The organism is Actinacidiphila yanglinensis (genome assembly GCF_900107965.1).
Classification (GTDB): domain Bacteria; phylum Actinomycetota; class Actinomycetes; order Streptomycetales; family Streptomycetaceae; genus Actinacidiphila; species Actinacidiphila yanglinensis.
In genome coordinates this window covers 360,491-382,622 of sequence record NZ_FNVU01000002.1, presented here as the reverse complement: position 1 = coordinate 382,622, position 22,132 = coordinate 360,491, and the positions used below count along the sequence as shown (strand labels likewise).

The 22,132-nt window shown below is 74.0% G+C and carries 19 protein-coding genes; 10 read left to right on the top strand and 9 right to left on the bottom strand.

Annotated features, from left to right (window positions below; genetic code table 11):
• Positions 1-304 precede the first annotated feature (304 nt).
• Positions 305-1,081, top strand: coding sequence for a hypothetical protein (locus C4U44_RS05640; RefSeq protein WP_146088203.1), 777 nt, complete (start codon positions 305-307; stop codon positions 1,079-1,081).
• Between the two features lie 171 nt (positions 1,082-1,252).
• Entirely contained in the window at positions 1,253-2,053 is an 801-nt protein-coding gene (locus C4U44_RS05635) for a bestrophin-like domain (RefSeq protein WP_103884478.1), read from the top strand.
• A gap of 284 nt (positions 2,054-2,337) precedes the next feature.
• On the opposite strand, the gene C4U44_RS05630 is transcribed toward C4U44_RS05635, so the two are convergent.
• Positions 2,338-3,042, bottom strand: a complete 705-nt coding sequence (locus C4U44_RS05630) for a TetR/AcrR family transcriptional regulator (RefSeq protein WP_103884477.1) — start codon at positions 3,040-3,042, stop codon at positions 2,338-2,340.
• A gap of 33 nt (positions 3,043-3,075) precedes the next feature.
• On the opposite strand from C4U44_RS05630, the gene C4U44_RS05625 reads away from it, so the two are divergent.
• The 3 genes from C4U44_RS05625 (at position 3,076) to C4U44_RS05615 (ending at position 6,732) form a co-directional block, all read left to right on the top strand.
• Positions 3,076-3,327 (top strand): hypothetical protein, encoded by a 252-nt coding sequence (locus C4U44_RS05625; RefSeq protein WP_103884476.1) that lies wholly within the window; start codon positions 3,076-3,078, stop codon positions 3,325-3,327.
• Between the two features lie 120 nt (positions 3,328-3,447).
• Positions 3,448-5,118 carry a chitinase gene (locus C4U44_RS05620; RefSeq protein WP_103884475.1) on the top strand — a complete coding sequence of 557 codons (1,671 nt, stop codon included), beginning with the start codon at positions 3,448-3,450 and terminating at the stop codon, positions 5,116-5,118.
• Positions 5,119-5,418: 300 nt separating this feature from the next.
• Positions 5,419-6,732: a C40 family peptidase gene (locus C4U44_RS05615; protein ID WP_103884474.1), complete on the top strand. Its 1,314-nt coding sequence runs from the start codon at positions 5,419-5,421 to the stop codon at positions 6,730-6,732.
• 8 nt (positions 6,733-6,740) lie between these two features.
• Here the strand turns inward: C4U44_RS05615 and C4U44_RS05610 are convergent, their stop codons facing one another.
• The 5 genes from C4U44_RS05610 to C4U44_RS05590 all read right to left on the bottom strand — a co-directional run bounded on the left by C4U44_RS05610 (position 6,741) and on the right by C4U44_RS05590 (position 12,570).
• Positions 6,741-8,006 (bottom strand): styrene monooxygenase/indole monooxygenase family protein, encoded by a 1,266-nt coding sequence (locus C4U44_RS05610; protein WP_103884473.1) that lies wholly within the window; start codon positions 8,004-8,006, stop codon positions 6,741-6,743.
• Positions 8,007-8,116: 110 nt separating this feature from the next.
• Entirely contained in the window at positions 8,117-8,725 is a 609-nt protein-coding gene (locus C4U44_RS05605) for a GTP-binding protein (RefSeq protein ID WP_103884472.1), read from the bottom strand.
• A complete protein-coding gene (locus C4U44_RS05600) occupies positions 8,706-9,167 on the bottom strand; it encodes a DUF742 domain-containing protein (protein WP_407642795.1) in 462 nt (153 codons plus the stop codon). Before C4U44_RS05600 ends, C4U44_RS05605 begins: the two co-directional genes overlap by 20 nt.
• Positions 9,168-9,172: 5 nt before the next feature.
• The gene (locus tag C4U44_RS05595) at positions 9,173-9,703 is read right to left on the bottom strand and encodes a roadblock/LC7 domain-containing protein (protein WP_103884770.1); all 531 of its coding nucleotides are present in this window, start codon (positions 9,701-9,703) and stop codon (positions 9,173-9,175) included.
• Between the two features lie 32 nt (positions 9,704-9,735).
• A complete protein-coding gene (locus C4U44_RS05590) occupies positions 9,736-12,570 on the bottom strand; it encodes a sensor histidine kinase (RefSeq protein WP_103884471.1) in 2,835 nt (944 codons plus the stop codon).
• 347 nt (positions 12,571-12,917) lie between these two features.
• On the opposite strand from C4U44_RS05590, the gene C4U44_RS05585 reads away from it, so the two are divergent.
• Positions 12,918-13,673, top strand: coding sequence for a protein phosphatase 2C domain-containing protein (locus C4U44_RS05585; RefSeq protein WP_103884470.1), 756 nt, complete (start codon positions 12,918-12,920; stop codon positions 13,671-13,673).
• Positions 13,674-13,706: 33 nt separating this feature from the next.
• Here the strand turns inward: C4U44_RS05585 and C4U44_RS05580 are convergent, their stop codons facing one another.
• Positions 13,707-14,198 carry a MarR family winged helix-turn-helix transcriptional regulator gene (locus C4U44_RS05580; protein ID WP_103884469.1) on the bottom strand — a complete coding sequence of 164 codons (492 nt, stop codon included), beginning with the start codon at positions 14,196-14,198 and terminating at the stop codon, positions 13,707-13,709.
• A gap of 198 nt (positions 14,199-14,396) precedes the next feature.
• Between C4U44_RS05580 and C4U44_RS05575 the strand changes: the two genes are divergently transcribed.
• The gene (locus C4U44_RS05575; RefSeq protein ID WP_103884468.1) at positions 14,397-15,275 is read left to right on the top strand and encodes a lysozyme; all 879 of its coding nucleotides are present in this window, start codon (positions 14,397-14,399) and stop codon (positions 15,273-15,275) included.
• Positions 15,276-15,479: 204 nt separating this feature from the next.
• Here C4U44_RS05575 and lon read toward each other — a convergent pair whose 3' ends face one another.
• Together lon and C4U44_RS05565 are read right to left on the bottom strand one after the other, a co-directional pair.
• Positions 15,480-17,903, bottom strand: a complete 2,424-nt coding sequence (gene lon, locus C4U44_RS05570; protein ID WP_103884467.1) for an endopeptidase La — start codon at positions 17,901-17,903, stop codon at positions 15,480-15,482.
• A gap of 300 nt (positions 17,904-18,203) precedes the next feature.
• Entirely contained in the window at positions 18,204-19,124 is a 921-nt protein-coding gene (locus tag C4U44_RS05565; protein WP_103884466.1) for a class I SAM-dependent methyltransferase, read from the bottom strand.
• A gap of 147 nt (positions 19,125-19,271) precedes the next feature.
• Between C4U44_RS05565 and C4U44_RS05560 the strand changes: the two genes are divergently transcribed.
• The 3 genes from C4U44_RS05560 to C4U44_RS05550 all read left to right on the top strand — a co-directional run bounded on the left by C4U44_RS05560 (position 19,272) and on the right by C4U44_RS05550 (position 21,960).
• A complete protein-coding gene (locus tag C4U44_RS05560) occupies positions 19,272-20,048 on the top strand; it encodes a spermidine synthase family protein (protein WP_235031821.1) in 777 nt (258 codons plus the stop codon).
• 74 nt (positions 20,049-20,122) lie between these two features.
• Complete coding sequence (locus C4U44_RS05555) at positions 20,123-20,836, top strand: response regulator transcription factor (protein ID WP_103884465.1); 714 nt, start codon at positions 20,123-20,125, stop codon at positions 20,834-20,836.
• Positions 20,833-21,960, top strand: a complete 1,128-nt coding sequence (locus tag C4U44_RS05550) for a HAMP domain-containing sensor histidine kinase (RefSeq protein WP_103884464.1) — start codon at positions 20,833-20,835, stop codon at positions 21,958-21,960. The genes C4U44_RS05555 and C4U44_RS05550 overlap by 4 nt, the downstream gene beginning before the upstream one ends.
• The last annotated feature ends 172 nt before the right edge of the window (positions 21,961-22,132 follow it).

The following is a 22,132-nucleotide window of genomic DNA, read 5'->3' as shown; positions in this document are numbered from 1 at the left end:
CGCGGGCCCGCTCGGCGTTCGGCCCGGGGCGGCCTGAACTCGCCCCGACCGCAGGCGATCGGGCCCGGCGGCGTACCGCTCTCCGGCCACGGGACGGGCTGGTGTTCGACAGGCGGCGGGACACGCCGTACCGGGTCGAACAGTTCGGGCGCCGCGCCCCGCGAACGCACGGTTCACGGCGGCTTTTTCCTGCCATCACGGTCGTTTCCCCGACACCGCCCTTGTGGCCCATTTACCGTAATAGCCGTGAAATCGGAAAACGGTACTCCGGCCACGTGCCGTACCGGGGCGGCGGGTTCGCGCGGTGCCCGCTGAGCCGGTGCGGGCCCGCACCGGGCGACGGTGGAAGCACGTGCTGGCCCGGGCGCTTCCGCTCGCGGGGGCCCTCGGCCTGCTCGCGGTGGCCGGCGCCGGGGTGGCGGCGGCAGCGCCCCGCCCGGCCGGCGCCGGGGTGGACGTGCTGGTCGGATGCGCCCCCGACGGCGGGCCCTGCGGGGTCTTCGTGGTGCTCTGCGGGACCGACGGGCGGGTCGCCCAGGTGCTCGGGCTGAGCGCGCCGGGTTCGGGGGCGGGCGGGCTGGTCGTCCGCGTCGGGGCGCCGTGCGGAGTCCGGCCCTCGGCGTCCCCCTCCAGCACGCCGGGCGGCCCGGCCACTTCGGCGCCCGCCTCGCCCGGGGCTCCCTCCACCGCCCCGGCCCCGCCGCCCGGTACGCCGCCGGCGTCCGCGCCGCCCGCTTCCTCGCCGCCGGGCGCCGCCTCACCGACCGCCACGGCTCCGGCCGCGTCGGCGTCCGCGTCCGCCCGCCCCGCGGGCCCGCGCGCCGCCGGCCCGGTACTGGTCTCCGTGTCGGCCGGCCCTCCCCCCTCCTCCGGCCGCCCCGCCCCCGCGCACCGCCCGGGCGCCGGCAGCGCGAGCCCGCGCGCCCGCAGTCCCGAGGTCCTCCTCCCGCTGTCCCAGGAACCGCCCGATCCGGGCCCCGGGGACGCCGGGAACCGCTGGTGGGAGGTCTCCCTCGTGGCCGTCCTGCTTCCCGCCGCCCTCGCGGCGGCCGTCCCGCGCGGCGCGAGCCGCCGGCACTGAGCGGCCGCGTCCCGAACACCCCGTCCCCGCACGCCTCTTCCGCCCCCGTCGCCGAACACCCCTGCCGCGGAGCGCCGTCACCGCTGAGCGTCGCCCGCCACCCCTCGCGGCCGGACGGCGGGGCGTTCCGCGCCGCCCGCCGACCACGTTCCGCCGCACCCCGGGAGTGCCATGTCCACCTATGCCGTCTCGCTGCCGGCCACCATCGGCGGAGGCTGCTTCGCGTTCCTGCTCGGGCGGTTCCTCGCCACCGGTAAACGGGCCGCTACGGGCGAGTTCAGCGGTCAGGCCCAGTCGTTGATCGGCGCGGTGCTGCTCAGCTCGTTCATCCTGCTCACCGGGTTCCAGGTGGCGGGGAGCTGGTCGGCGCTGAGCGACGCGCGGTCGAGCACGTACGACGAGGCGCGGGCGCTGGCCGACACCTACTGGGCGGTCGGCGGGCTGGCCCCGGCCGACCGGGCGAAGGTGCGCACGCTGCTGCGGACCTACACCGACGACGTGCGGACCGTCGAGTTCCCGGTGCTGTCGCACGGAGGGACCAGCCCGACCGCCTGGCAGGATCTGGACGCCGTCCGCGCGGCGGTGCGGACCGCGCCCGCGAGCGGGGCCGGACCGCAGGCGGCGAAGATCGCCGCGCAGAGCGCGCTCGACACCGTCTACCGGACCCGCACCGACCGGGCGGCGCAGGTCAAGGGGCGGATGCCGGCGGCGACATGGATCGCCATGCTCGTCGCCGGCGCCTTCCTCATCGCCTTCCCCGCGCTCCTCGGCCTCACCGTCACCGCGCGGCATCTCACCGCGCTCTGCTTCGTCGGTGCCGCGGTGGCCTTCGCGATCTGCCTCGCCGCGCAGCTCAACGCCCCGTTCCAGCGGCCGTTCGGCGTCCGGCCGACCGCCTTCGCGCTGGCGGACGCGCGGTACGCCCAGATCGACGCGGAGCGCTCCGGGGGCTCGACGGCGCCCCCGCGCTGAACTCCCGAGCGAGCGTCACCGCCGCGGGGCCCCCGGGTCCTGGGTGCCTCCGCCCCGCCGACGATGGACAACCGGCCCCCGCCACGAGGTCCGGCGCACCCTGCGCCTCGGGCCGGTCCGGCGTACGCGCCCTCCGCACGGGCGGACGCCGGCAAGGCGGCAGGGTGTTCTCGGCATGGGCCGGATCGGACGAGCCCGGCAGGGCGGCAAGCGTGCATGCAGGGCCCCGAGGGACCGGCGGGCCGGGGCAGGCAGATGGGGCCGCCGGATGGGGCACGCGCGGGCTACGGGAAGAGCGAGGTGATGCGGTCCAGCAGCACCCGGCCCGGGCTCTCGTCGGTCTCCTGGGAGAGCGCGAGGGCGGCCGCCTCGGCCGCCTCCGGCTCGGTCGCGGCGGTGGCGACGAGCAGTGCGGTGAAGTGGTCGACCAGCCAGCCGCGCAGCTCGGGCAGCGGCGGCTGCTTGCCGTTGTCGAGCCAGAGCAGGGACACCGCTTCGACGGAGGCGATCCAGGAGCGGACCATCAAGGAGAGCCGCAGGCCGGGTTCGGCGACGCCGAGGTGGCGCAGCACCTGCTCGGCGGCGCTGCGGCGCACCCCGTCGACGATCGCGTCGGTGCGGCTGGTGCCCACCACGCTGCCGCCGCGCAGCAGCGCCCCGTAGGCGGCGTCGTGCGCGTCGACGTAGGCGAGGTAGCTGTCGAGGGCGTCGGAGAGGCGCTGGGTGGGCGGGCCTTCGGCGGGGACGGCGAAGCGGCCGGTGAGCTCCTCGGCGGCGCCGAGCACCGCGGCCTCGTAGAGCTGCTGCTTGCCGCCGGGGAAGTAGCGGTAGACCAGCGGACGGGACACGCCCGCGGCGGCCGCGACGTCCTCGATCGACACGTCCTCGGGGCGGCGGTGCCCGAAGAGGTCGAGCGCGGCGGCCAGCAGCTGCTCGCGGCGCTGCTCGACGCTCATCCGGCGGTAGGCGGGCACCGCGCTGCTGCTCATACCGGGAAGCCTAACCGTGGGAGTCTTTGCTCCGTGCGACACGAGAAGACGGAGTTCGTCGGCGGACCGCTGGACGGCCGCGTGCTGGAGGTCATGGTCGGGCTGACCGGGCAGCCGCCGCTCGACTACCGGGTGCCGGTGCCGGCTCCCGAGGGCGGCCCGGAGAAGGTGCACGTCTACCACCGGGAGCGCGGCCGCGGTGGTACCCGGTGGGTGTTCGTGTACGACCCGGAGGGCAGCCCGCACCCGAACCGGCCCCGATGGCCGTGGTCCAAGCGGCGGTGAGGTGGCGCGGGAGCGGCGGGGCCGGGCGTCCCGAACTTGGTCCGGACCATTGACGGGATTGGTCTGGACCTGTTTGCTACCCGGTGACAGGAGCACTCCTCGCCGAAGGAGCATCCCCCCATGCCCACCGCCCTCCCGCCCGCCGCGGGGCCCGACCCGCTCGGGTCCGCTCCGCACGCCGGCCGCCCCGGCAACCGCTCCACCGCCCGCAGGCGCACCCTCACCGCCGCCGCCACGGCCCTCGCCGGCGCTCTCGCCGTCGGCGGCATGGTCGCCCTCGCCCCGTCGGCGAGCGCGGGCGAGTTCCTGGCCAACGGCGGTTTCGAGACCGGCACCCTGTCCGGCTGGACCTGCGACGCGGGCGCCCAGGCCGTCACCGGCCATGCCCACAGCGGCAGTTACGCCCTCCAGGGCGCGCCGACCGCCTCCGCGACCGGCCAGTGCGCCCAGACCGTCACCGTCGCGCCGAACACCGCGTACACGCTGACCGCACAGGTCAACGGCTCCTATGTCTATCTCGGCGTGGACGGCGGCGCCTCCACCTGGACCGCGGGCACCGGCGGCGGCTACGCCCCGCTCAGCGTGTCCTTCACCACCGGCGCGACCCAGACCAGCGCGAAGATCTACGTGCACGGCTGGTACGGCCAGCCCTCGTACCTCGCGGACGACATCTCGCTCCAGGGCCCCGGCGGCGGCACCACTCCCCCGACGACGCCGCCCACCACCCCGCCGACCACGCCACCCACCACCCCGCCGACCTCGCCGCCCTCTCAGGGGCTGCCCACCCACGCGCTGGTCGGCTACCTGCACGAGACGTTCGCCAACGGCTCCGGCTACACCAAGCTCGCCGACGTCCCGGACGACTGGAACATCATCGACCTCGCGTTCGGCGAGACCGACTCCCCCACCTCCGGGTCCATCCACTTCACCCGCTGCTCGGTCGGCGAGTGCCCCTCGGTGGAGTCCGACGCCGACTTCAAGGCCGCGATCAAGGCCAAGCAGGCGGCCGGCAAGAAGGTGCTGCTGTCCATCGGCGGCGCCAACGGTGAGGTCCAGCTCACCACCACCGCCGCCCGCGACGCCTTCGTCTCCTCGGTGAGCTCGATCATCGACCAGTGGGGCCTGGACGGCATCGACATCGACTTCGAGAACCAGTCGCTCTCGCTGAACACCGGCGACACCGACTTCAAGAACCCGACCACCCCGGCCATCGTCAACCTGATCGCGGCCGTCAAGTCCCTCAAGGCGAAGTACGGCGCCGGCTTCGTGCTCACCATGGCGCCGGAGACGTTCTTCGTGCAGATGGGCTACCAGTACTACGGCTCGGGCCCGTTCGGCGGCCAGGACCCGCGCTGCGGGGCCTACCTGCCGCTGATCTACGCGCTGCGCGACGACCTGACCCTGCTCACCGTCCAGGACTACAACTCCGGGCCGATCATGGGCCTGGACAACCAGTACCACACGATGGGCGGCGCGGACTTCCACATCGCCATGACGGACATGCTGCTCACCGGCTTCCCGGTGGCGGGCAACACCGCGAACATGTTCCCGGCGCTCGCCCCCTCGCAGGTCGGCATCGGGCTGCCGGCATCCGTCAACGCCGGCAACGGCTACACCGCCCCGGACCAGGTCGACCAGGCACTCGACTGCCTGACGAAGAAGACGAACTGCGGGTCGTACACCACCCACGGCAGCTGGCCGGGGCTCCGCGGGCTGATGACCTGGTCGATCAACTGGGACGGCTACAGCGGCTGGGCGTTCTCGCACAACTTCGACAGCTACTTCGGCTGACCCGGGGCCCGAGCCGCCGCCCCGGTGCTGCCCCCGGGACGGCGCGGCTGCCCGCGGCCCCCGCTCACAGGGTCGCGGGCAGTCCGGCGGCGCGCGGAACGCCACCGGGGATTCGCGGCTCCGGTGCCGCATGATGGCGGGGGGACAGCGAACGGACCCGCCGGTGACCCAACGGACTCTCCTCGCCCGTGCGAGTGACCGATGTGCGGAGATTCGGCCGGTCCCTCTGTCGAAGATATGACGATCCATGATTGGCTGCTGACGCTGCTTGTTACCCACCGGTCATGGGGAGATGAGGGAATGTCAGTGGCCCGTCAGCCCAGTACGTGGTTCCGCTCGGCCGTGGTGTGCGGCACCCTGCTCGCCACGGCGGCGCTCTCGCTGCCGGCCGCGCAGTCGGCCGCGGCCCAACCGCACCAGCCGGCCGACCCACCGGTACCGCTCTCCACCCTGCTGACCCGGCTCCAGACGTACTACCAGCAGACCGAGACGGCCACCGAGGCGTACAACAAGGCCAAGGAGACCGCCGACCAGCAGCGTGCCAGGGCCCGGAAGATCGACCAGCAGCTCGCCGCGCAGAAGACCGCGGTCGAGGGCAGCCGGGCCCAGCTCGGCCTGATGGCCACCCAGATGTACCGGAACGGGGGCATGTCGCCCTACCTGTCGCTGCTCTCCGGGCAGAGCCCGCAGGACTTCTTCGGCGGGCGGCACGTCATCGGGCAGCTGGCCAAGCAGCAGCAGAGCGTGCTCGGGCAGCTCACCAAGGGCGAGACGAGGCTGAAGCGGCTCAACACGCAGGCGCAGAAGGCACTGGACACCGCCGAGCACGCGCAGACCGTCGCAGGCACCAAGAAGAAGTCCGTGCAGGCGCACCTCGACCAGGTCGAGAGCATGCTCGCCGGGCTGACCGGCGTGCAGATCGCCGCCCTGCAGAAGCTGGAGCAGACCGACACCGACAAGGCCCAGCAGGAGCTGATGGACTCCAAGGCGCTGGGCGACGACCCCGCGCTGCGCGCCCCCTCGCTGGCCGGTGACCGGGCCATCGGGTACGCCTTCGACCAGCTCGGCAAGCCGTACGTGTGGGGGGCGCAGGGGCCGGACTCGTTCGACTGCTCGGGGCTCACCTCGCAGGCGTGGGCGCACGCCGGCACCGTCATCCCCCGCACCAGCGAGGACCAGTGGGCGAAGCTGCCGCACGTGCCGCTGGCCCTGCTGCGCCCGGGCGACCTGGTGATCTACTTCAAGGGCGCCTCGCACGTCGCGCTCTACATCGGCGACGGGCTGACCATCCAGGCCCCGCGCCCCGGGTCGTACGTGAGGGTCGAGCCGATCGCGGCCAACCCGATCCTCGGCGCGGTCCGCCCCGACCTCGGCAAGCAACCGCTGAGCGGGTACCAGCCGAGGTCGATCCCGAAGGGTGCCGAGCAGCCCACGCCGATCGGGGTGAAGACGAAGGCCCCGGCGCCGAAGAAGACGGCCAAGGACGCCAAGAACCCGAAGTCCGCCGCGAAGCCCGCCGAGACCACCAAGCCGACGAAGCCCGCCAAGCCGGCGAAGCCCACCGCGCCGACCGCCCCGGCCACCCCGACGACGACCGCCACGCCCACGAAGTAGCCCGCGGCTCAGACCTGTTCGGCGACCCCGCCCGGGACCATCGCCGCGCCTACCCGCTCCAGGTAGCGCCGCGCCGGCTCCGGGTCGTAGAACCAGTCCTCGAAGTCGGCGGGGTCGTCGAACCCGTTGGCGAACCGGTCGGCGACCGGCTGGAGTTCGCCGGCCGCGCCGATCAGGCCGAGGACGTGCTCGGGCGGCGGCGCCAGCATCGCGTTGGTCCACCGGGTGACCGGCGCGACGGCCGTCCAGTACCGGTCGAAGGTGGCCTGCATCCATTCCCGGTCGAAGGGCCGGTCACCGCGGGCGACGATCCGCTCCAGGTAGATCGCCGCACACCGGGCCGCGTTGTTCGCTCCCTGGCCGGTGACCGGGTCGTTGGCGACCACGACGTCGGCCATCCCCAACGCCAGCCCGCCGGAGGGCAGTTCGCCGATCGGCCGGCGCACCGTGGGGGCGAGGCGGCCGGACAGGACGGCGCCGGGGTCGGTGAGCTCGACCCCGCGGGTGCGGGCGTGCTCCCAGGGGACATGGCGGCGCATCAGGTCCAGGACGAGCCGCAGGTGTTCCGCGGGGTCCCCGACGCGCGTGAACACGTCCGCGGGCCCGCCCGGGACCGCCTCCCAGAAGAGGATGTCGCACGGGCCGGACGTCGTCAGCGCGGGCATCACGAACAACTCGCCGATGCCCGGCACCAGGTTGCAGCGCACCGCCCGTACGCCGGGGTGCTCGGGGCGCGGCGCGAGCCCGTGCACGTAGGCGACGGCGAGCGCGCGCTGCGGGGCGTCGTAGGCCGAACGGGCCGCGTCCCGGCCGAACATCGACATCAGCTCGCCCCGGCCCGCGGCGACCAGCACCAGGTCGTAGGCGCGGGAGAAGTAGTCCAGGTCGGACACGGCGGCGGCGTGCACCACCACCTTGCCGCCGCGCGCGGCGAACGTCTCCAGCCAGCCGGGCATCTTCACGCGCTGGTCGACCGACTGCGCGACGCCGTCCAGCCGTCCGAGCCAGTCGATCGCGCGGGAGCCGTCGGGCGCGGTCACCGACAGGCCCAACCCGGTGATCTCGGGGGCCAGTTGCCGCCAGAAGTCGACGCCTGCGGCGCGTTCGTGGGCCAGCGCGCCGGCGAACATGCACTGGGTGGACAGCACCCGTCCGGCGCGTATCTCGTCCGGGGTGCGGTTGGTCATGACGGTGACGTCGTAGCCCCGTCCCTGGAGGGCCAGGGCCAGTTGGAGCCCGGCCTGACCGGCTCCGACGATGAGAATGCTGCGCATGGCGGCTCGCTCGCTTCTTCGCTGTCGGACGTGCGGGCGCGCTCCCGTACCCGTCCGCACGTCAACCTCCTTGGCGCCGCCGCCCGTTGCCCCGGGCAGGGCGCCCCGGCTCACAGGGGCTCCTCCGCCATGGCGTGGGTGACCAGCGCGAGCAGGGCGTCGACCACGGAGCGCCGCTCCCGCGCGTCGATGACCAGGACCGGGATGTGGTGCGGCACCGCGAGCGCGTCGCGCACGTCGTCGGAGCTGTACGCCGCCGTACCCTCGAACTGGTTGACCGCGACGGTGTAGGGCAGGCCGGTGCTCTCGAAGTAGTCCAGCGCCGGGAAGCAGTCCGCCAGCCGCCGGGTGTCGGCGAGCACCACCGCTCCTATCGCCCCGCGCACCAGGTCGTCCCACATGAACCAGAACCGCTGCTGGCCCGGCGTGCCGAACACGTAGAGCACCAGGTCCCGGTCGAGGGTGATCCGGCCGAAGTCCATGGCGACCGTGGTGGTGGTCTTCTCCGGAGTGGAGGCCAGGTCGTCCACCGCCTCGCTGGCCTGGGTCATGACGGCCTCGGTGGTCAACGGGGTGATCTCCGACACGGCGCCGACGAAGGTGGTCTTCCCCACACCGAATCCGCCGGCCACCACGATCTTGGTGGAGACCGGCGCACGGTCGCGCGTGGTCTGCCAGTCCCGCAAGCCCTCTCGCTGATCAAAGCCTGCGAAGTCCACTGAGCACCCTTTCGAGCAGCGCGCGGTCGGGGCCGCCGGGACCGTACCCGGTGCCGTACACGCGAATTCTTCCCTGGTCGGCCAGGTCGCTGATCAGGACCCGGACGACTCCGAGCGGTATCCGCAGCAGCGCGGAGATCTCGGCCACCGACCGCAGCCTGCGGCACAGTTCGACGATCGCGCGCAACTCCGGCATGACCTTCTCCGCCCAGCCGCCCCTCGTGAGGACAGGCTGTTCGTCCGGACAGTCGATCGTAGCCACGAAAGTCTCGACCAGCAGCACGTGTCCGCATTCCGTGCGGCCGCCGGTCAGCGCGTACGGCCGTACCCGGGGGGTGCGCCGGTCGCTGTCGCGCTGCCGGGGAAGGGCGGCCCCGGTGGGCGGCGGAGCCGCGGACCGCCGGACCCGGGGGCTCAACGGCGGCCGGTCCACCGGGGACACCGCGATCACCTGCCGCCCTCCAGCGCCTGCCGCAACTCGCCGCGCAGCGCCGGGGTCAGCACGTGGCCGGCCCGGCCCACGAAGAGCGCCATGTGGTAGGCGATGACGCTCAGGTCGCACTCCGCGGTGGCGTGCACCCCCAGCAGCGAGCCGTCGCTGATCGACATGACGAACAGCATGCCGTCGTCCATCGCGACGGTGGTCTGCCGCACCTTGCCGCCGTCCATCAGCCGGGCCGCGCCCATGGTGAGCGAGGCGAGCCCGGAGACCACCGCGGCGAGGTCCATCCGGACGTCGCTGACCTGCGACGGGTCCGCCGACGGGTGCGGCGGCACCGGGTCGGGCTGCGAACTGAGCAGCAGCAGACCGTCGGAGGAGACCACGGCGACCGACCGGACGCCGGGCACCTCGTCGACGAAGTTCGCCAGCAGCCACTGGAGGTTGCGGGCCTCGTGGCTCGGACCGCCGGCGCGGGCTTCTGTGCTGGTGGCGCCGGCGGCGCCGGCAGTGCTGCTGGAACCACCGGTACCGGACATGCTGGTGGTGCTGGTGTGTGTGCGGACCGCGTTCAACGGGTCGCCTCCTCGACGGTGTCTCCCGGACTTGCTGCCGTGGCGGGCGGTGCCGCCGATGCGCCGGCCGGCTCGGTGGCCGGCCGGGTCTCCAACTCGGCGTCCCTGCGGCCGTCCCGCAGGCCGCGCTGCAACCCGGCGAGCTTGCGGCGCAGCCCCTCCGCGTCCAGCGGCTGCGTGCGCCGCGGGGTCTGCCCGCCGCCGCGCGCCTCGGTCCGCAGCCCGGTCGCCTGCCGCACCCGGCGCGGCAGCGGCTGCCCGTCGGGGGCGGCGTCCCCGGCCGGCGCGGCCACGGCGTGCCGCGGCGCGTACTCGGCACGCGCGTGCTCGGCCGACGCTACGGGCTCGGGCGCGGGTCCGGCGCCGGCCACCGGGACGGGTCCGGACGCCGGCCGGCCCAGAGCTTCGGGGGCCCGACCGGGCCCGGCCGCTGACGGGGGTTCAGCCGTACGTGGCTGCACTTGCACGTCCGCCAGCCCGGCCGACGGCACCTGCGCGGGCGTCACGTGCAGGCGTTCGACCCGTACCCGTGGCGGGGCCGCCGAGCGCCGGGGCAGGGGCTGCGGGGGCAGCGGCGGCGCGGACGGGGCGGGGAGCGGTTCGGCGAGCCGCGATTCGGGCGGCAGGGGTTCGGCCGGCGGGGGTTCGGCCGGGAGCGGTCCGGCGGGCGGGGCATCCGCGGGCTGCACCATGGCGGGCTGATGTGCGCGGCCCAACGATGCTGCGGGCAGGGGCACTTCGAGACCCGCACCGAAGTCCGCACCGAAGTCCGGGCCGAGGTCCGCGCCGAACTCCGCCGCGAGGTCGGCGCCGAAGTCGGCGCTGAGGTCCGTGCCGTACCCGCTCCCCGGCCCGGCGGCGGACACCGCGGACCCGGCCACGGATGCCGTCATGGCGCCCGGCTCCGCGCCGTACACCGGCTCCGCCGAGGTCCCGCGCTGGGCGGGCAGCACCCGGGACAGCGGATCGACCGTCGGCACCAGCAGCCGCGGCAGCAGCGCCATCGCGGTGGTGCCGCCGCCCGCCCGGGGGCCCAGCTCGACCCGGACGCCGTGCCGGTGGGCCAGCCGGGCCACCACGTAGAGGCCGATGCCGGCCGCCGCGCCGGGCGGCGCCGGATCGGGGTCGGCCAGCAACGCGTTGAGCCCGCCGGCGCGTTCGCCCGGGACCCCGATGCCGGCGTCCTCGACGGCGATCATCACCCCGCCGCCCTCCTGCACCCATCCGCTCAGCAGGACCTCGTCGCCGGGCGCGGAGAACGCGGTGGCGTTGTCGAGCAGTTCGGCCAGGAGGTGGCTGACGTCGTCGGCCGCGCGGCCGGCCACCTCCGCCTCGGGCACGGCCAGGATGCGGACGCGTTCGTACCGCTCGACCTCGGAGATGGCCGCCCGGGCCACGTCGATCAGCGGGACCGGACGCGCGGTGGCGCCGTGGCTGTGCTCGGTGCCGGTGAGCACCAGCAGGTTCTCGCTGTTGCGCCGCATCCGGGTGGCGAGATGGTCGAGGCGGAACAGCGTCGCCAGCCGCTCCGGCTCCTGCTCGTGCTCCTCCATCCCCTCGATCAGGGTGAGTTGGCGCTCGACCAGGCCGAGGGTGCGCAGCGAGAGGTTGACGTGGACGGCCTGGAGGGCGTTGCGCGCGACCGCCCGGCCGAGCCGCTCGGCGATCTCCTCGCGGGAGCGCATCAGGTCGTCGCGGGTGCGGGCGAGTTCGGCGCGTGCCAGCAGCGCGGCCTGGTGGTCGGCGGCGAGCGCGGTGCGGGCGGCCTCTGCCTCGGTGCGCTCGGCGGTGAGTTCCCTGGCGCGGGCGCGCAGCGCCTGGGACTCGGAGGTCAGGGCGTTGACCCGGCGGGCCACGGCGGAGAACTCGTCGGTGCCGACCACCTCGGTGCCCTGGCCGCCCTCCGGGTCGGCGCGGGACCAGCGGTGCAGGGCGGCCAGCGGGCGGTTGACGGTGCGGAAGAGCGTGACCAGCACGGAGACCAGCAGGATCAGGCACAACGCCGCGAGTGCGGCGCGCAGTTCGACCACGGTGACCTCGTGGTCGCGGTGCGAGGCGGCGCCGGCGGCCTCGTCGGACGCGGCCGACGACTCGACGCCGCGCATCAGGGCGAGCCGGGCGTCGAGCGCGGCGGCGACCTTCTTGGTACCCAGGTCCCGGTCGCCGGAGGTGAGTTCGGTGCCGCCGAGCAGCCGGTCCAGGTCGTGGTCGGCCTCGGCCGTGTCGGCGCCGGTGACGGTCTGGTCGTAGTCGTTGCGCACCCCGGCGGGCGCCGTGGCGTGGAACTCGACGAGGGCGGCCCGCTCCTGGAGGCGGGCGGCCTGCGCGTCGGCGAGCAGGGCGCGCTGGGAGCCGCCCGCGGTCAGTCCGGCCACGAGCAGGCCGCGCTGCACGGCGGCGGCCGAGGTGGCCCGCCCGAGCGGCGCCGAGTCCGGACCCGCGGTGCGGTCGACGGCGTCGACCAGCGGCTGGTAGACGGCGATCGCGGCCGCCGCGGAGGACGCGGCGAGCGCCGACCTGCGCACGGTGGGCAGGGTGGCGAGCGCGGCGCGCAGGTCGGCGGGCATGCCGCCGGCGGCGGCGACGTCGGTCACCTGGCGGTCGGTGCGCTGCCGGTCGGCCGCAGAGGCGGCGGGGTGCCCGGCGGCGAGGGAGGCGGCGAGGTCGTCGCGCTCGTCGGCGAGGTCGGCCGCCAGTGCGGTGGCGCGGTAGGCGAGCCGGGCGGCGCCGACGCGGTGCTGGGCGGCGGAGAGGTCGCCGGCGGCGAGGGCGACACCTGGCGCGGCCGCGGCCAGGACGATGGCCGCACAGACGAGCAGGGCGGCGAGCATGCGCTGCCTGACCCGCCGTTCGCGCCGTCGAAGACGTCGTTCACGCACTGTCGGTGCTCGCAATCACGAGTCGCGGGGCCCCGGGGCGTGCCCGGGAATACGTGCAAACCCTCCGACCCTCGCAGGCCGGTGGGGAGGGGGGCCAGGCGTCCCTCTCCCGGACACTCGAACGAGTGAATCGCACAGGTGAGTTGACCGACAAGTCCGGCACGGGTGGCACCATCCGGCCTGGTCCCGAAGCCCCTGGCCGATGCGGTTCGACTTCGGCAGGATGCCTGCGCCCAGCCGGTGCGCCCCGCGGTACGGACCAATGAGCCGCGCGACCGATGAGCTGCGAGACTGGGGCCATGCGGATCGAGACAGCGAGCGAGCCCGGTACGGCCGGCGTGCCCAACGAGGACTTCGCGGCGGTGGCGGTGCCCGCGTCCGGCAACGGCGGCGTGGTGGTGGTGCTGGACGGCGTGACGCCACCGCCCGACAACGGGGGCTGCGTGCACTCGGTGCCGTGGTTCACCGCGCGGCTGGGCGGGGCGCTGGTCGAACTCGCGGTGGCGCAGCGGGAGTCGGACCTGACGCGCTGCCTTGCCGAGGCCATCTCCCGGACCGCGCAGGCGCATCGGGACACCTGTGATCTTTCTCACCGGCTGACGCCGCAGGCCACGGTGGTGGCCGCCCGCTGGGACGACGCCGAGCTGGAGTACCTGGTGCTGTCCGACTCGGTCCTGCTGGTGGAGAACACCAGCGGCGTGGTGTCGGCCGTGCTGGACGACCGGATCGACCGGCTGCGCGCGACGGGGGCGCGGATGGCGCCGCTGCGGAACGTCGAGGGCGGTTTCTTCACCGCCGCGGCCGACCCGGCGGTGGCGGCCCGCGCGGTGGCCGGGCGGCTGCCGCGCGCGGACGTCACGGCGCTGGCCGCGCTCACCGACGGCGCCACCCGGGCGGTGGACCACTTCGCGGTGGACGACTGGGCGGGGACCTTCGCCCTGCTGCGCAAGGCGGGCCCGGAGCGGCTGTTCGCCCGGGTGCGGGCGCTGGAGACGGAGCAGCCGCCGGCCGGCAAGCAGCACGACGACGCGACGGCGGTCCTGGTGGAGCTGTGACCGTCGGGTACCGGCCACGCCCCGGCGCCGGCCCTACCCGGACTGCGTGTCGTTGAGCCGGTGCAGCAGGCGGGCGAGTTCGGCGACGTCCGCGGGGTCCCAGGCGGCGAGCTGCCCGAGGTAGCGCTCGCGGCGCAGCCGCCGCACCCGGGAGAAGCGCTCCCGGCCCTCCTCGGTCATCCGCATCAGGTACGCCCGCCCGTCGGCGGGGTCGGGCTCGCGGGCGACCAGGCCCAGCTCCTCCATCGCGCGCAGCTGGCGGCTCATCGTGGCCTTGCCGACGCCGAAGTACGCCGCCAGGTCCGTGGCCCGCTCGGGTTCGGCCTCGGCAAGCCGCACCAGCAGCCCGTAGGCCGCCGCCTCCAGGCCGGGGTGCACCGCGCGGGCCAGGTCGGCCGAGGAGGCCCGGGCCCGGCGGAAGAGCACGGTCAACTCGCGCTCCAGCGCGCCCGCCACGCCCTCCGCGGGCGCGTCCGTCTCCCCGGTGGCGCCGGGTTCGCCCGCGGCTCGATTCGCTTGGGTCACAGGGTTCCCGCTTTCAACGGCTGAAAGTTTTCTTCACGCACGGTGGTTTCCGCAGCACGTCAAGTATTTCGCAGGCGTAGACCAACGGCGGTTCCTGGCGCCTCTTTCCACGCGCGTAGCGCCCAACGTACCGTCAGTTCTGTCATGACCACACCATGGTCATGCCGAGTCCCCCACCTGCCCCTCCTGGAGGCACGCATGTCCCACGGAGTCCTCTCCGTCGTGCACGGCACCGGCTCGGCCCGGACCCGACTGGCAGTTTTCGCCGGTCTGGTCGTCTCCCTCCTCACCTTGGCGTTCACCGCCCCCGGCGCGGCCCATGCGGCGACCGCGCCGAGCGCCGGCCACATCTCCCACCCCCAACTGGACTGGATGGGCTCCACGGTCGCGGCCCACGAGGGCTCCAGCGCGAGAGGCGCGGCGGGCGCCGGCACCGTCACCCCGATGGCCACCCAGACCCCCGGCATGGACGTGTCCTCCTACCAGGGCAGCGTGAACTGGGCGACGGCGTGGGCGAACGGCGGCAAGTTCGCCTACATCAAGGCGACCGAGAGCACGTCGTACACCAACCCCGACTTCGCCCAGCAGTACAACGGTTCGTACAACGTCGGCATGATCCGCGGGTCGTACCACTTCGCGACGCCGGACACCTCCGGGGGCGCCGCGCAGGCGGACTACTTCATCGCGCACGGCGGCGGCTGGTCGGCGGACGGGAAGACGCTGCCGGGCGCGCTCGACATCGAGTACAACCCCTACGGCGCGACCTGCTACGGCCTGAGCCAGGCGAGCATGGTCAGCTGGATCCACGCCTTCGCGAACGAGTACCACGCCAAGGAGACCGTCTACCCGGTGATCTACTCCACCTACGACTGGTGGTCGACCTGCACCGGCAACAACAGCGGGTTCGCCACCACCAGCCCGTTCTGGATCGCCAAGTACGCCTCCACCGCGGGCACCCTGCCGGCCGGCTACACGTACTACACCTTCTGGCAGCACGCGGACTCCGGCACCTTCCCCGGTGACCAGGACTACTTCAACGGCGACCTCAGCCGCCTCCAGGCGCTCGCCCTCGGCTGACCCCCGCAACGGCCGCGCCCCGTCCCAGGCGACCGGCCCCGAACGCGCGGTTCCCCGCGCCCCTTGAGGGGCGCGGGGAACCGCGCGCTCAGCCGGCCACCGGCCCGCGGCCGGGAGGGCCGAGCAACCCCCGCGGCGGGCAGCCGCACCCCCTCGGGGGAGGTACGCCCGGCCATGGCCGGGAACCGCACCACCCCCGGAGGGTCACGCGGCGATCGGGAACTCCTCGGCGGAGGTGTCCGCCTCGGCCGGCTCCAGCGCCAGCTTCAGCACCTGGCGCACGTCGCTGACCGGGTGGACGTCGAGGACGTCCAGCACCTCGGCGGGGACGTCGTCGAGGTCCGCCTCGTTCCGCTTCGGGATCACCACGGTGGTGATGCCGGCCCGGTGCGCGGCGAGGAGCTTCTGCTTGACCCCGCCGATCGGCAGGACCCGCCCGGTCAGGGACACCTCACCGGTCATCGCCACGTCCGTGCGGACCCGGCGACCCGACAGCAGGGACGCCAGCGCGGTCGTCATCGTGACACCCGCGCTCGGGCCGTCCTTCGGGACGGCGCCGGCCGGCACGTGCAGGTGGACGCCGCGCTCCTTGAGGTCGCCGACCGGCAGCTCCAGTTCGGCGCCACGGGACCGCAGGAAGGAGAGCGCGATCTGCGCGGACTCCTTCATCACGTCGCCGAGCTGGCCGGTCAGCTGGAGCCCGGACCCGCCGGTCTCCGGGTCGGCGAGCGACGCCTCGATGTACAGGACGTCACCACCCGCGCCGGTGACCGCCAGGCCGGTGGCCACGCCCGGTACGGCGGTGCGCCGCTCCTCCGGGTCCTGCGCGGCCTCCGGCACATGGTGCGGCCGGCCGATCAGGGCCCGCAGGTCGTCCGCGCCGACCGCGAACGGCAGTTCCTGGTCGCCCAGTTCGTGCCGGGCCGCGACCTTCCGCAGGATGCGCGCCACGGTCCGCTCCAGGTTCCGCACGCCCGCCTCGCGGGTGTACTCGCCGGCCAGCCTGCGCAGCGCCTCCTCGTCCAGGCTCACCTCGTCGGCGGCCAGGCCCGCACGCTCCAGCTGCCGGGGCAGCAGGTGGTCGCGGGCGATGACGACCTTCTCGTCCTCGGTGTAGCCGTCGAGCCGGACCAGTTCCATCCGGTCGAGCAGCGGCTCCGGGATGGCCTCCAGCACGTTGGCGGTGGCCAGGAACACCACGTCGGACAGGTCGAGTTCGACCTCCAGGTAGTGGTCGCGGAAGGTGTGGTTCTGCGCCGGGTCGAGGACCTCCAGCAGCGCGGCCGCCGGGTCGCCCCGGTAGTCCGAGCCGACCTTGTCGACCTCGTCGAGCAGCACCACCGGGTTCATCGACCCGGCCTCCTTGATCGCGCGCACGATCCGGCCGGGCAGCGCGCCCACGTACGTCCTGCGGTGGCCGCGGATCTCGGCCTCGTCCCGGACGCCGCCGAGGGCGACCCGGACGAACTTGCGGCCCATCGCGCGGGCCACCGACTCGCCCAGCGAGGTCTTGCCGACCCCGGGCGGGCCGACCAGCGCCAGCACCGCGCCGCCGCGGCGGCCGCCGACCACGCCGAGGCCGCGGTCGGCCCGGCGCTTGCGGACCGCCAGGTACTCGGTGATGCGCTCCTTCACGTCGCTCAGGCCGGAGTGGTCCGCGTCCAGCACGGCCCGGGCCCCCGCGACGTCGTAGGTGTCCTCGGTGGTGGTGTTCCACGGCAGTTCGAGGACGGTGTCCAGCCAGGTACGGATCCAGGAGCCCTCCGGGGAGGCGTCCGAGGAGCGCTCCAGCTTCTCGACCTCCTTCAGGGCCGCCTCGCGGACCTTCTCCGGCAGGTCGGCGGACTCCACGCGGGCGCGGTAGTCGTCCGTCTCGTTGTCCGGGTCGCCGTTCAGCTCGGCGAGCTCCTTGCGCACCGCCTCGAGCTGCTGGCGGAGCAGGAACTCGCGCTGCTGCTTCTCCATGCCCTCCTGGACGTCCTTGCGGATCGTCTCGGCGACGTCCTGCTCGGCGAGGTGGTCGCGCAGCCACTGCGTGGCGAGCTTCAGCCGGGCCACCGGGTCGGCGGTCTCCAGCAGCTCCACGCGCTGCTCCACGCTGAGGAACGGGGAGTAACCGGAGTTGTCGGCGAGCTGGCCGAGGTCGTCGATCTGCTGCACGCGGTCGACCACCTGCCAGGCGCCGCGCTTGCGCAGCCAGCTCGTGGCCAGCGCCTTGTACTCCTTCATCAGATCGGCGACGGTGCCGGGCGCCTCCTGCGGCGCCGGCTCCTCGACGAGGGTGCCCTCGACCCACAGGGCGGCACCCGGGCCGGTCGTGCCCGAGCCGATACGGACCCGGGAACGGCCCTTGATCACGGCGCCGGGGTCGCCGTCGGACAGCCGTCCGACCTGCTCCACGGTGCCGAGGGCGCCGACGGCGGCGTACTTCCCGTCGACCCGCGGGACGAGCAGCACGCGGGGCTTCCCCGTCGCGCTCCCCGAGTGGGCCGCCTGCGCGGCCTCCACCGCGGCCCGTACCTCGCCGTCCGTCAGGTCCAGCGGGACGACCATGCCGGGCAGTACGACCTCGCCGTCGAGCGGCAGTACGGGGAGGGTGAGGTTGGAACTCTTCGGCTCAAACGCCATGATCGCTCCCTTTGCAAGCAAGTTGAGTACACCTGACTCAATGCAAAGGGCTCCGCCGGTGTTCCCGGGCGTGCGTTCGCCCTCAGCGATCAGGGGGTGCCCTGACCCCCGAGGGTGCCCCGTCCTGCCGGTCGAGGGACCACCTGCCGGTGGTGGGTTGCGCGCGCAGTTCCCCGCGCCCCTCGGTGGTTGCCCTCATTTCGCGGAGGGACCCGCACTAACCAGGGGCGCGGGGAACTGCGCGACAAGGCACCGCGGACCGCAAGGTCCCGTGTCAGCAGGACGGGGCAGCCGGGCGGGTCAGGCAGCCCGCAAAAACGCGGAGGTGGAGACGCGGCCGAGCAGCTCGAAGCGGGTGGAGCCGGCCAGGTACTCGTCCGCACCCTTCTGGACGCCCGCCCACTTGTTGTCGCCGTAGTCGTCGAGGACGACGATCGCCCCGGGAGCGGCGATGGTCTCGGCCCACTCCAGGTCCTCGGTGACGCCCTGCGCGGAATGATCCCCGTCGATGACGATCACGCCGTACTTCCGGTCGGAGACCGCCGCACGGACCTCGGGGTCGCCGGAGAAGCCGACCTGCACCCGGGCCCGCTCGCCGGCCTTCCCGCCGAGCGCCAGGTTCGCGCGAACGACGTCGAGCCGTACCGGGGTGCCGGTGGGGTCGAGCCCCTCCAGGCCGCCGGGCTGGAGCTGGGTGCCGACCAGCGGGTCGACGATGGTCAGCTCGGGCTCGATGCCGGCCCGGTGCAGCATCCGCAGCATGGTCGCCGAGAAGAGCCCGTACAGCGTGCCGATCTCCAGCACCTCCGGGTTCGGCGGCTTGAGCAGCGGCACCGTGGCGAGCTTGCCGCAGACGTTCTGGGTGGAGCCGGCGAGCCGGCCGACCGCCAGCGCCTCCAGGGCGATCACGTTGCGGAAGGCGATGGTCACGTTCCGGCGGGCGATCTTCGCGTCCTCGCCGCTGACCGCCGCCACCTCGGACACCAGCTTGTCGATCTGCCCGGCGGTGGGCAGCCGCGGCCCGCTGCGTCCGTTGCGGTCGAAGAGCAGACCGACCGCGTACTCCTGACTGCGCAGCGACTCCAGCTCCTTCACCTCCTTGCGCAGGCTGTCCAGTTCCTTGCGCAGGCGGGAGACCGGGCGCTGCACGCGCTGGTCGACGAGGGTGGTGGCGGGGCGCAGAAGCCGCTTCGCCATGGCGCTGTTCAAAATGGGCGACATGGCCGGAACCTACGCCGGAGGCCGACACCCCCGGACCATCTGCGGGCGCAGAACAAGGGAAGTCCTCCGGTACGGAAGTTGAACGGGGGGTGGCGCAGTGGCCGACGCGTGACCACGGCTTGCCCCGGACTCCGTCAAACTGAGGTCATGGCGGCGACGAACGAGCAGGACGCGCGATCCTCCGGGCCCGGCGCGGCCCCGTCCGCCGGCGCCGAGGACCGGCCCGTCGTCCTGGACCGGCGGGACGGGCCGTACGGCGAGGCCGTCCTGCGGCGGCGTGGCGGGCACCTGGAGATCATCGCCAACGGCACCTTCCTGATGGACACCTCCGACGGGCGCTCGGAGCGGCTGCTCGTCGATGCCGCGCTGGAGGCGCTGCCGGCGGAACGGTCCGGGGCGAGCGTGCTGATCGGCGGTCTCGGCGTCGGCTTCTCGCTGGCCAGAGCCGTGGCGGAGCCGCGCTGGGGGCGGATCGACGTGGTGGAGCGCGAGCGGGCGGTGATCGACTGGCACCGGGCCGGCCACTTCACGCCCTTCACCGGCGGGGCGCTGGACGACCCGCGGGTACGGCTGGTCACCGCGGACCTGGTGACCTTCCTGCGGGCGGCGCGCACCCCCGTCGAGGAGCCCGCCGCGCCCGATTCCCGTCCCCCCGCGGGCGGCTACGACGCCCTCTGTCTGGACATCGACAACGGCCCGGACTGGACAGTCACCGACAACAACGGCAGTCTCTACAGTCCCAGCGGGCTCGACGACTGCCGGGAGCTGCTCCGCCCCGGCGGTGTCCTGGCCGTGTGGTCGGCGCAGCCCTCGGCCGCCTTCGAGTCCGCACTCAAAGGGGCGGGGTACGACGGGGTACACACGCGGGAGATCCCGGTCGCACGCGGAGTGCCCGATGTGGTGCATGTAGCCGTCAAGGCGTGAAGGCGTCATAGTCAGCGCGGCGGCCCGCCCCGTACGCTGCCGGTAACGGACGAGCTTGTGGGGCGGAATCGGAAGTGGACAGCGCACAGACGACGGGCGCGCAGCGCAGGGTGCTCGTGGTCGAGGACGACCAGACGATAGTGCAGGCGATCGCGGCGCGCCTCCAGGCAGAGGGGTTCCAGGTACGCACCGCGGGTGACGGGCCCTCGGCGGTCGACGCGGCCCACGCCTGGCAGCCCGACCTGCTGGTACTCGACGTGATGCTGCCGGGCTACGACGGGCTGGAGGTCTGCCGCCGGGTGCAGGCCGACCGGCCGGTGCCCGTGCTGATGCTCACCGCGCGCGACGACGAGACGGACATGCTGGTCGGGCTCGGCGTGGGCGCCGACGACTACATGACGAAGCCCTTCTCCATGCGCGAACTGGCCGCGCGCGTGCACGTGCTGCTGCGGCGGGTGGAGCGGGCGGCGGACGCCGCGTCGACGGTGCGGGGCGCCAGCATCCAGCTCGGCGACCTGGAGATCGACCACACCCAGCGCCGGGTCCGGGTCGGCGGCGCCGACGTGCACCTGACGCCGACCGAGTTCGAGCTGCTGGTGTGCCTGGCCCACCAGCCCCGGGCGGTGCTCTCCCGCGAGCAGTTGCTGGCCGAGGTGTGGGACTGGACCGACGCGTCCGGCACCCGCACCGTGGACAGCCACGTCAAGGCGCTGCGCCGGAAGATCGGCGCCGAGCGGATCCGCACCGTGCACGGCGTGGGCTACGCACTGGAGAACCCGGCACCATGATCCCGGGGCGAGCCCGCCGGACGTGGCCGACGGCCCGGCGGGTGGTGCGCGGGTGGCTGCACCAGCTGTGGGTGGCCATGCGGCCGTGGGACCCGGCACGTTCGATCAAGGCGGCGCTCCAGGCACTGGTGATCGCCTCCGTGATGATCACCACGCTGCTGGTGACGGTGGCGATCCACTCGGCCACCGAGATACGGGTCATCACCATCTTCTCGATCATCGCCTCGCTGCTGATCACGCAGATCGTCGCCACCAACCTGACCGCGCCGCTGCGCGAGATGACCGCGGTGGCCCGGGCCATGGCCGGCGGCGACTACACCCGCCGGGTGGCCCTGGTGCGCCGCGACGAGGTGGGCGAGCTGGCCGAGACCTTCAACCGGATGGCCGCCGACCTGGCCGCGGTGGACCAGCACCGCAAGGAGCTGGTGGCGAATGTCTCCCACGAGCTGCGCACCCCGATCGCGGCGCTGCGCGCGGTGCTGGAGAACGTGGTCGACGGCGTCTCGGCCGCCGACCCGGAGACGATGCGGCTGGCCCTCCAGCAGACCGAGCGGCTGGGCAAGCTGGTCAGCCAGCTGCTCGACCTGTCCCGGCTGGACAGCGGCGCGGTGCGGCTGGACGCGAAGCGGTTCGAGGTGTGGCCGTACCTGTCGGCCGTACTGAAGACCGCCAGCCTGGGGGCCGACGGCGGCAAGGCCCGCGGCACCCATCCGCGGGCGCGCGCGGACGTGCCGCTGCACCTGGACGTGTCGCCGCCGGAACTGGTGGCGTACGCCGACGCGGAGCGGCTGCACCAGGTGGTGGCGAACCTGGTGGACAACGCGATGAAGCACAGCCCGCCCGGCGGCCGGGTCACCGTGCGGGCCCGCGGCGGGGCGTCGCCCGGCAGCCTGGACCTGGAGGTGCGCGACGAGGGCCCGGGCATCCCGGAGGAGGACCGGGTCCGGGTCTTCGACCGCTTCCACCGCGGCTCGCATCCGGGCACCGACGGGGGCACGGGACTGGGGCTGGCGATCGCCCGCTGGGCGGTGGATCTGCACGGCGGCCGGATCGCGGTGGCCGAATCACCTCGCGGCTGCCGGATCCACGTCACTCTTCCGGGGATGCCGCCGCCGCCACGTTGACGCGCGTCACTGCCGCCGTCCGGGCGTATGGCATAGACCACTGGCCCGGACAACCCACAAGAGGGACCACTTTCCCGCCACGATCCGCCCTGAAACCAGTCTTCGGATGTGACTTGCGCGACGACTGGCCCCCTGAACTGCGTGAGGGGGCCAGGTAGGCGTAGCCTTTATT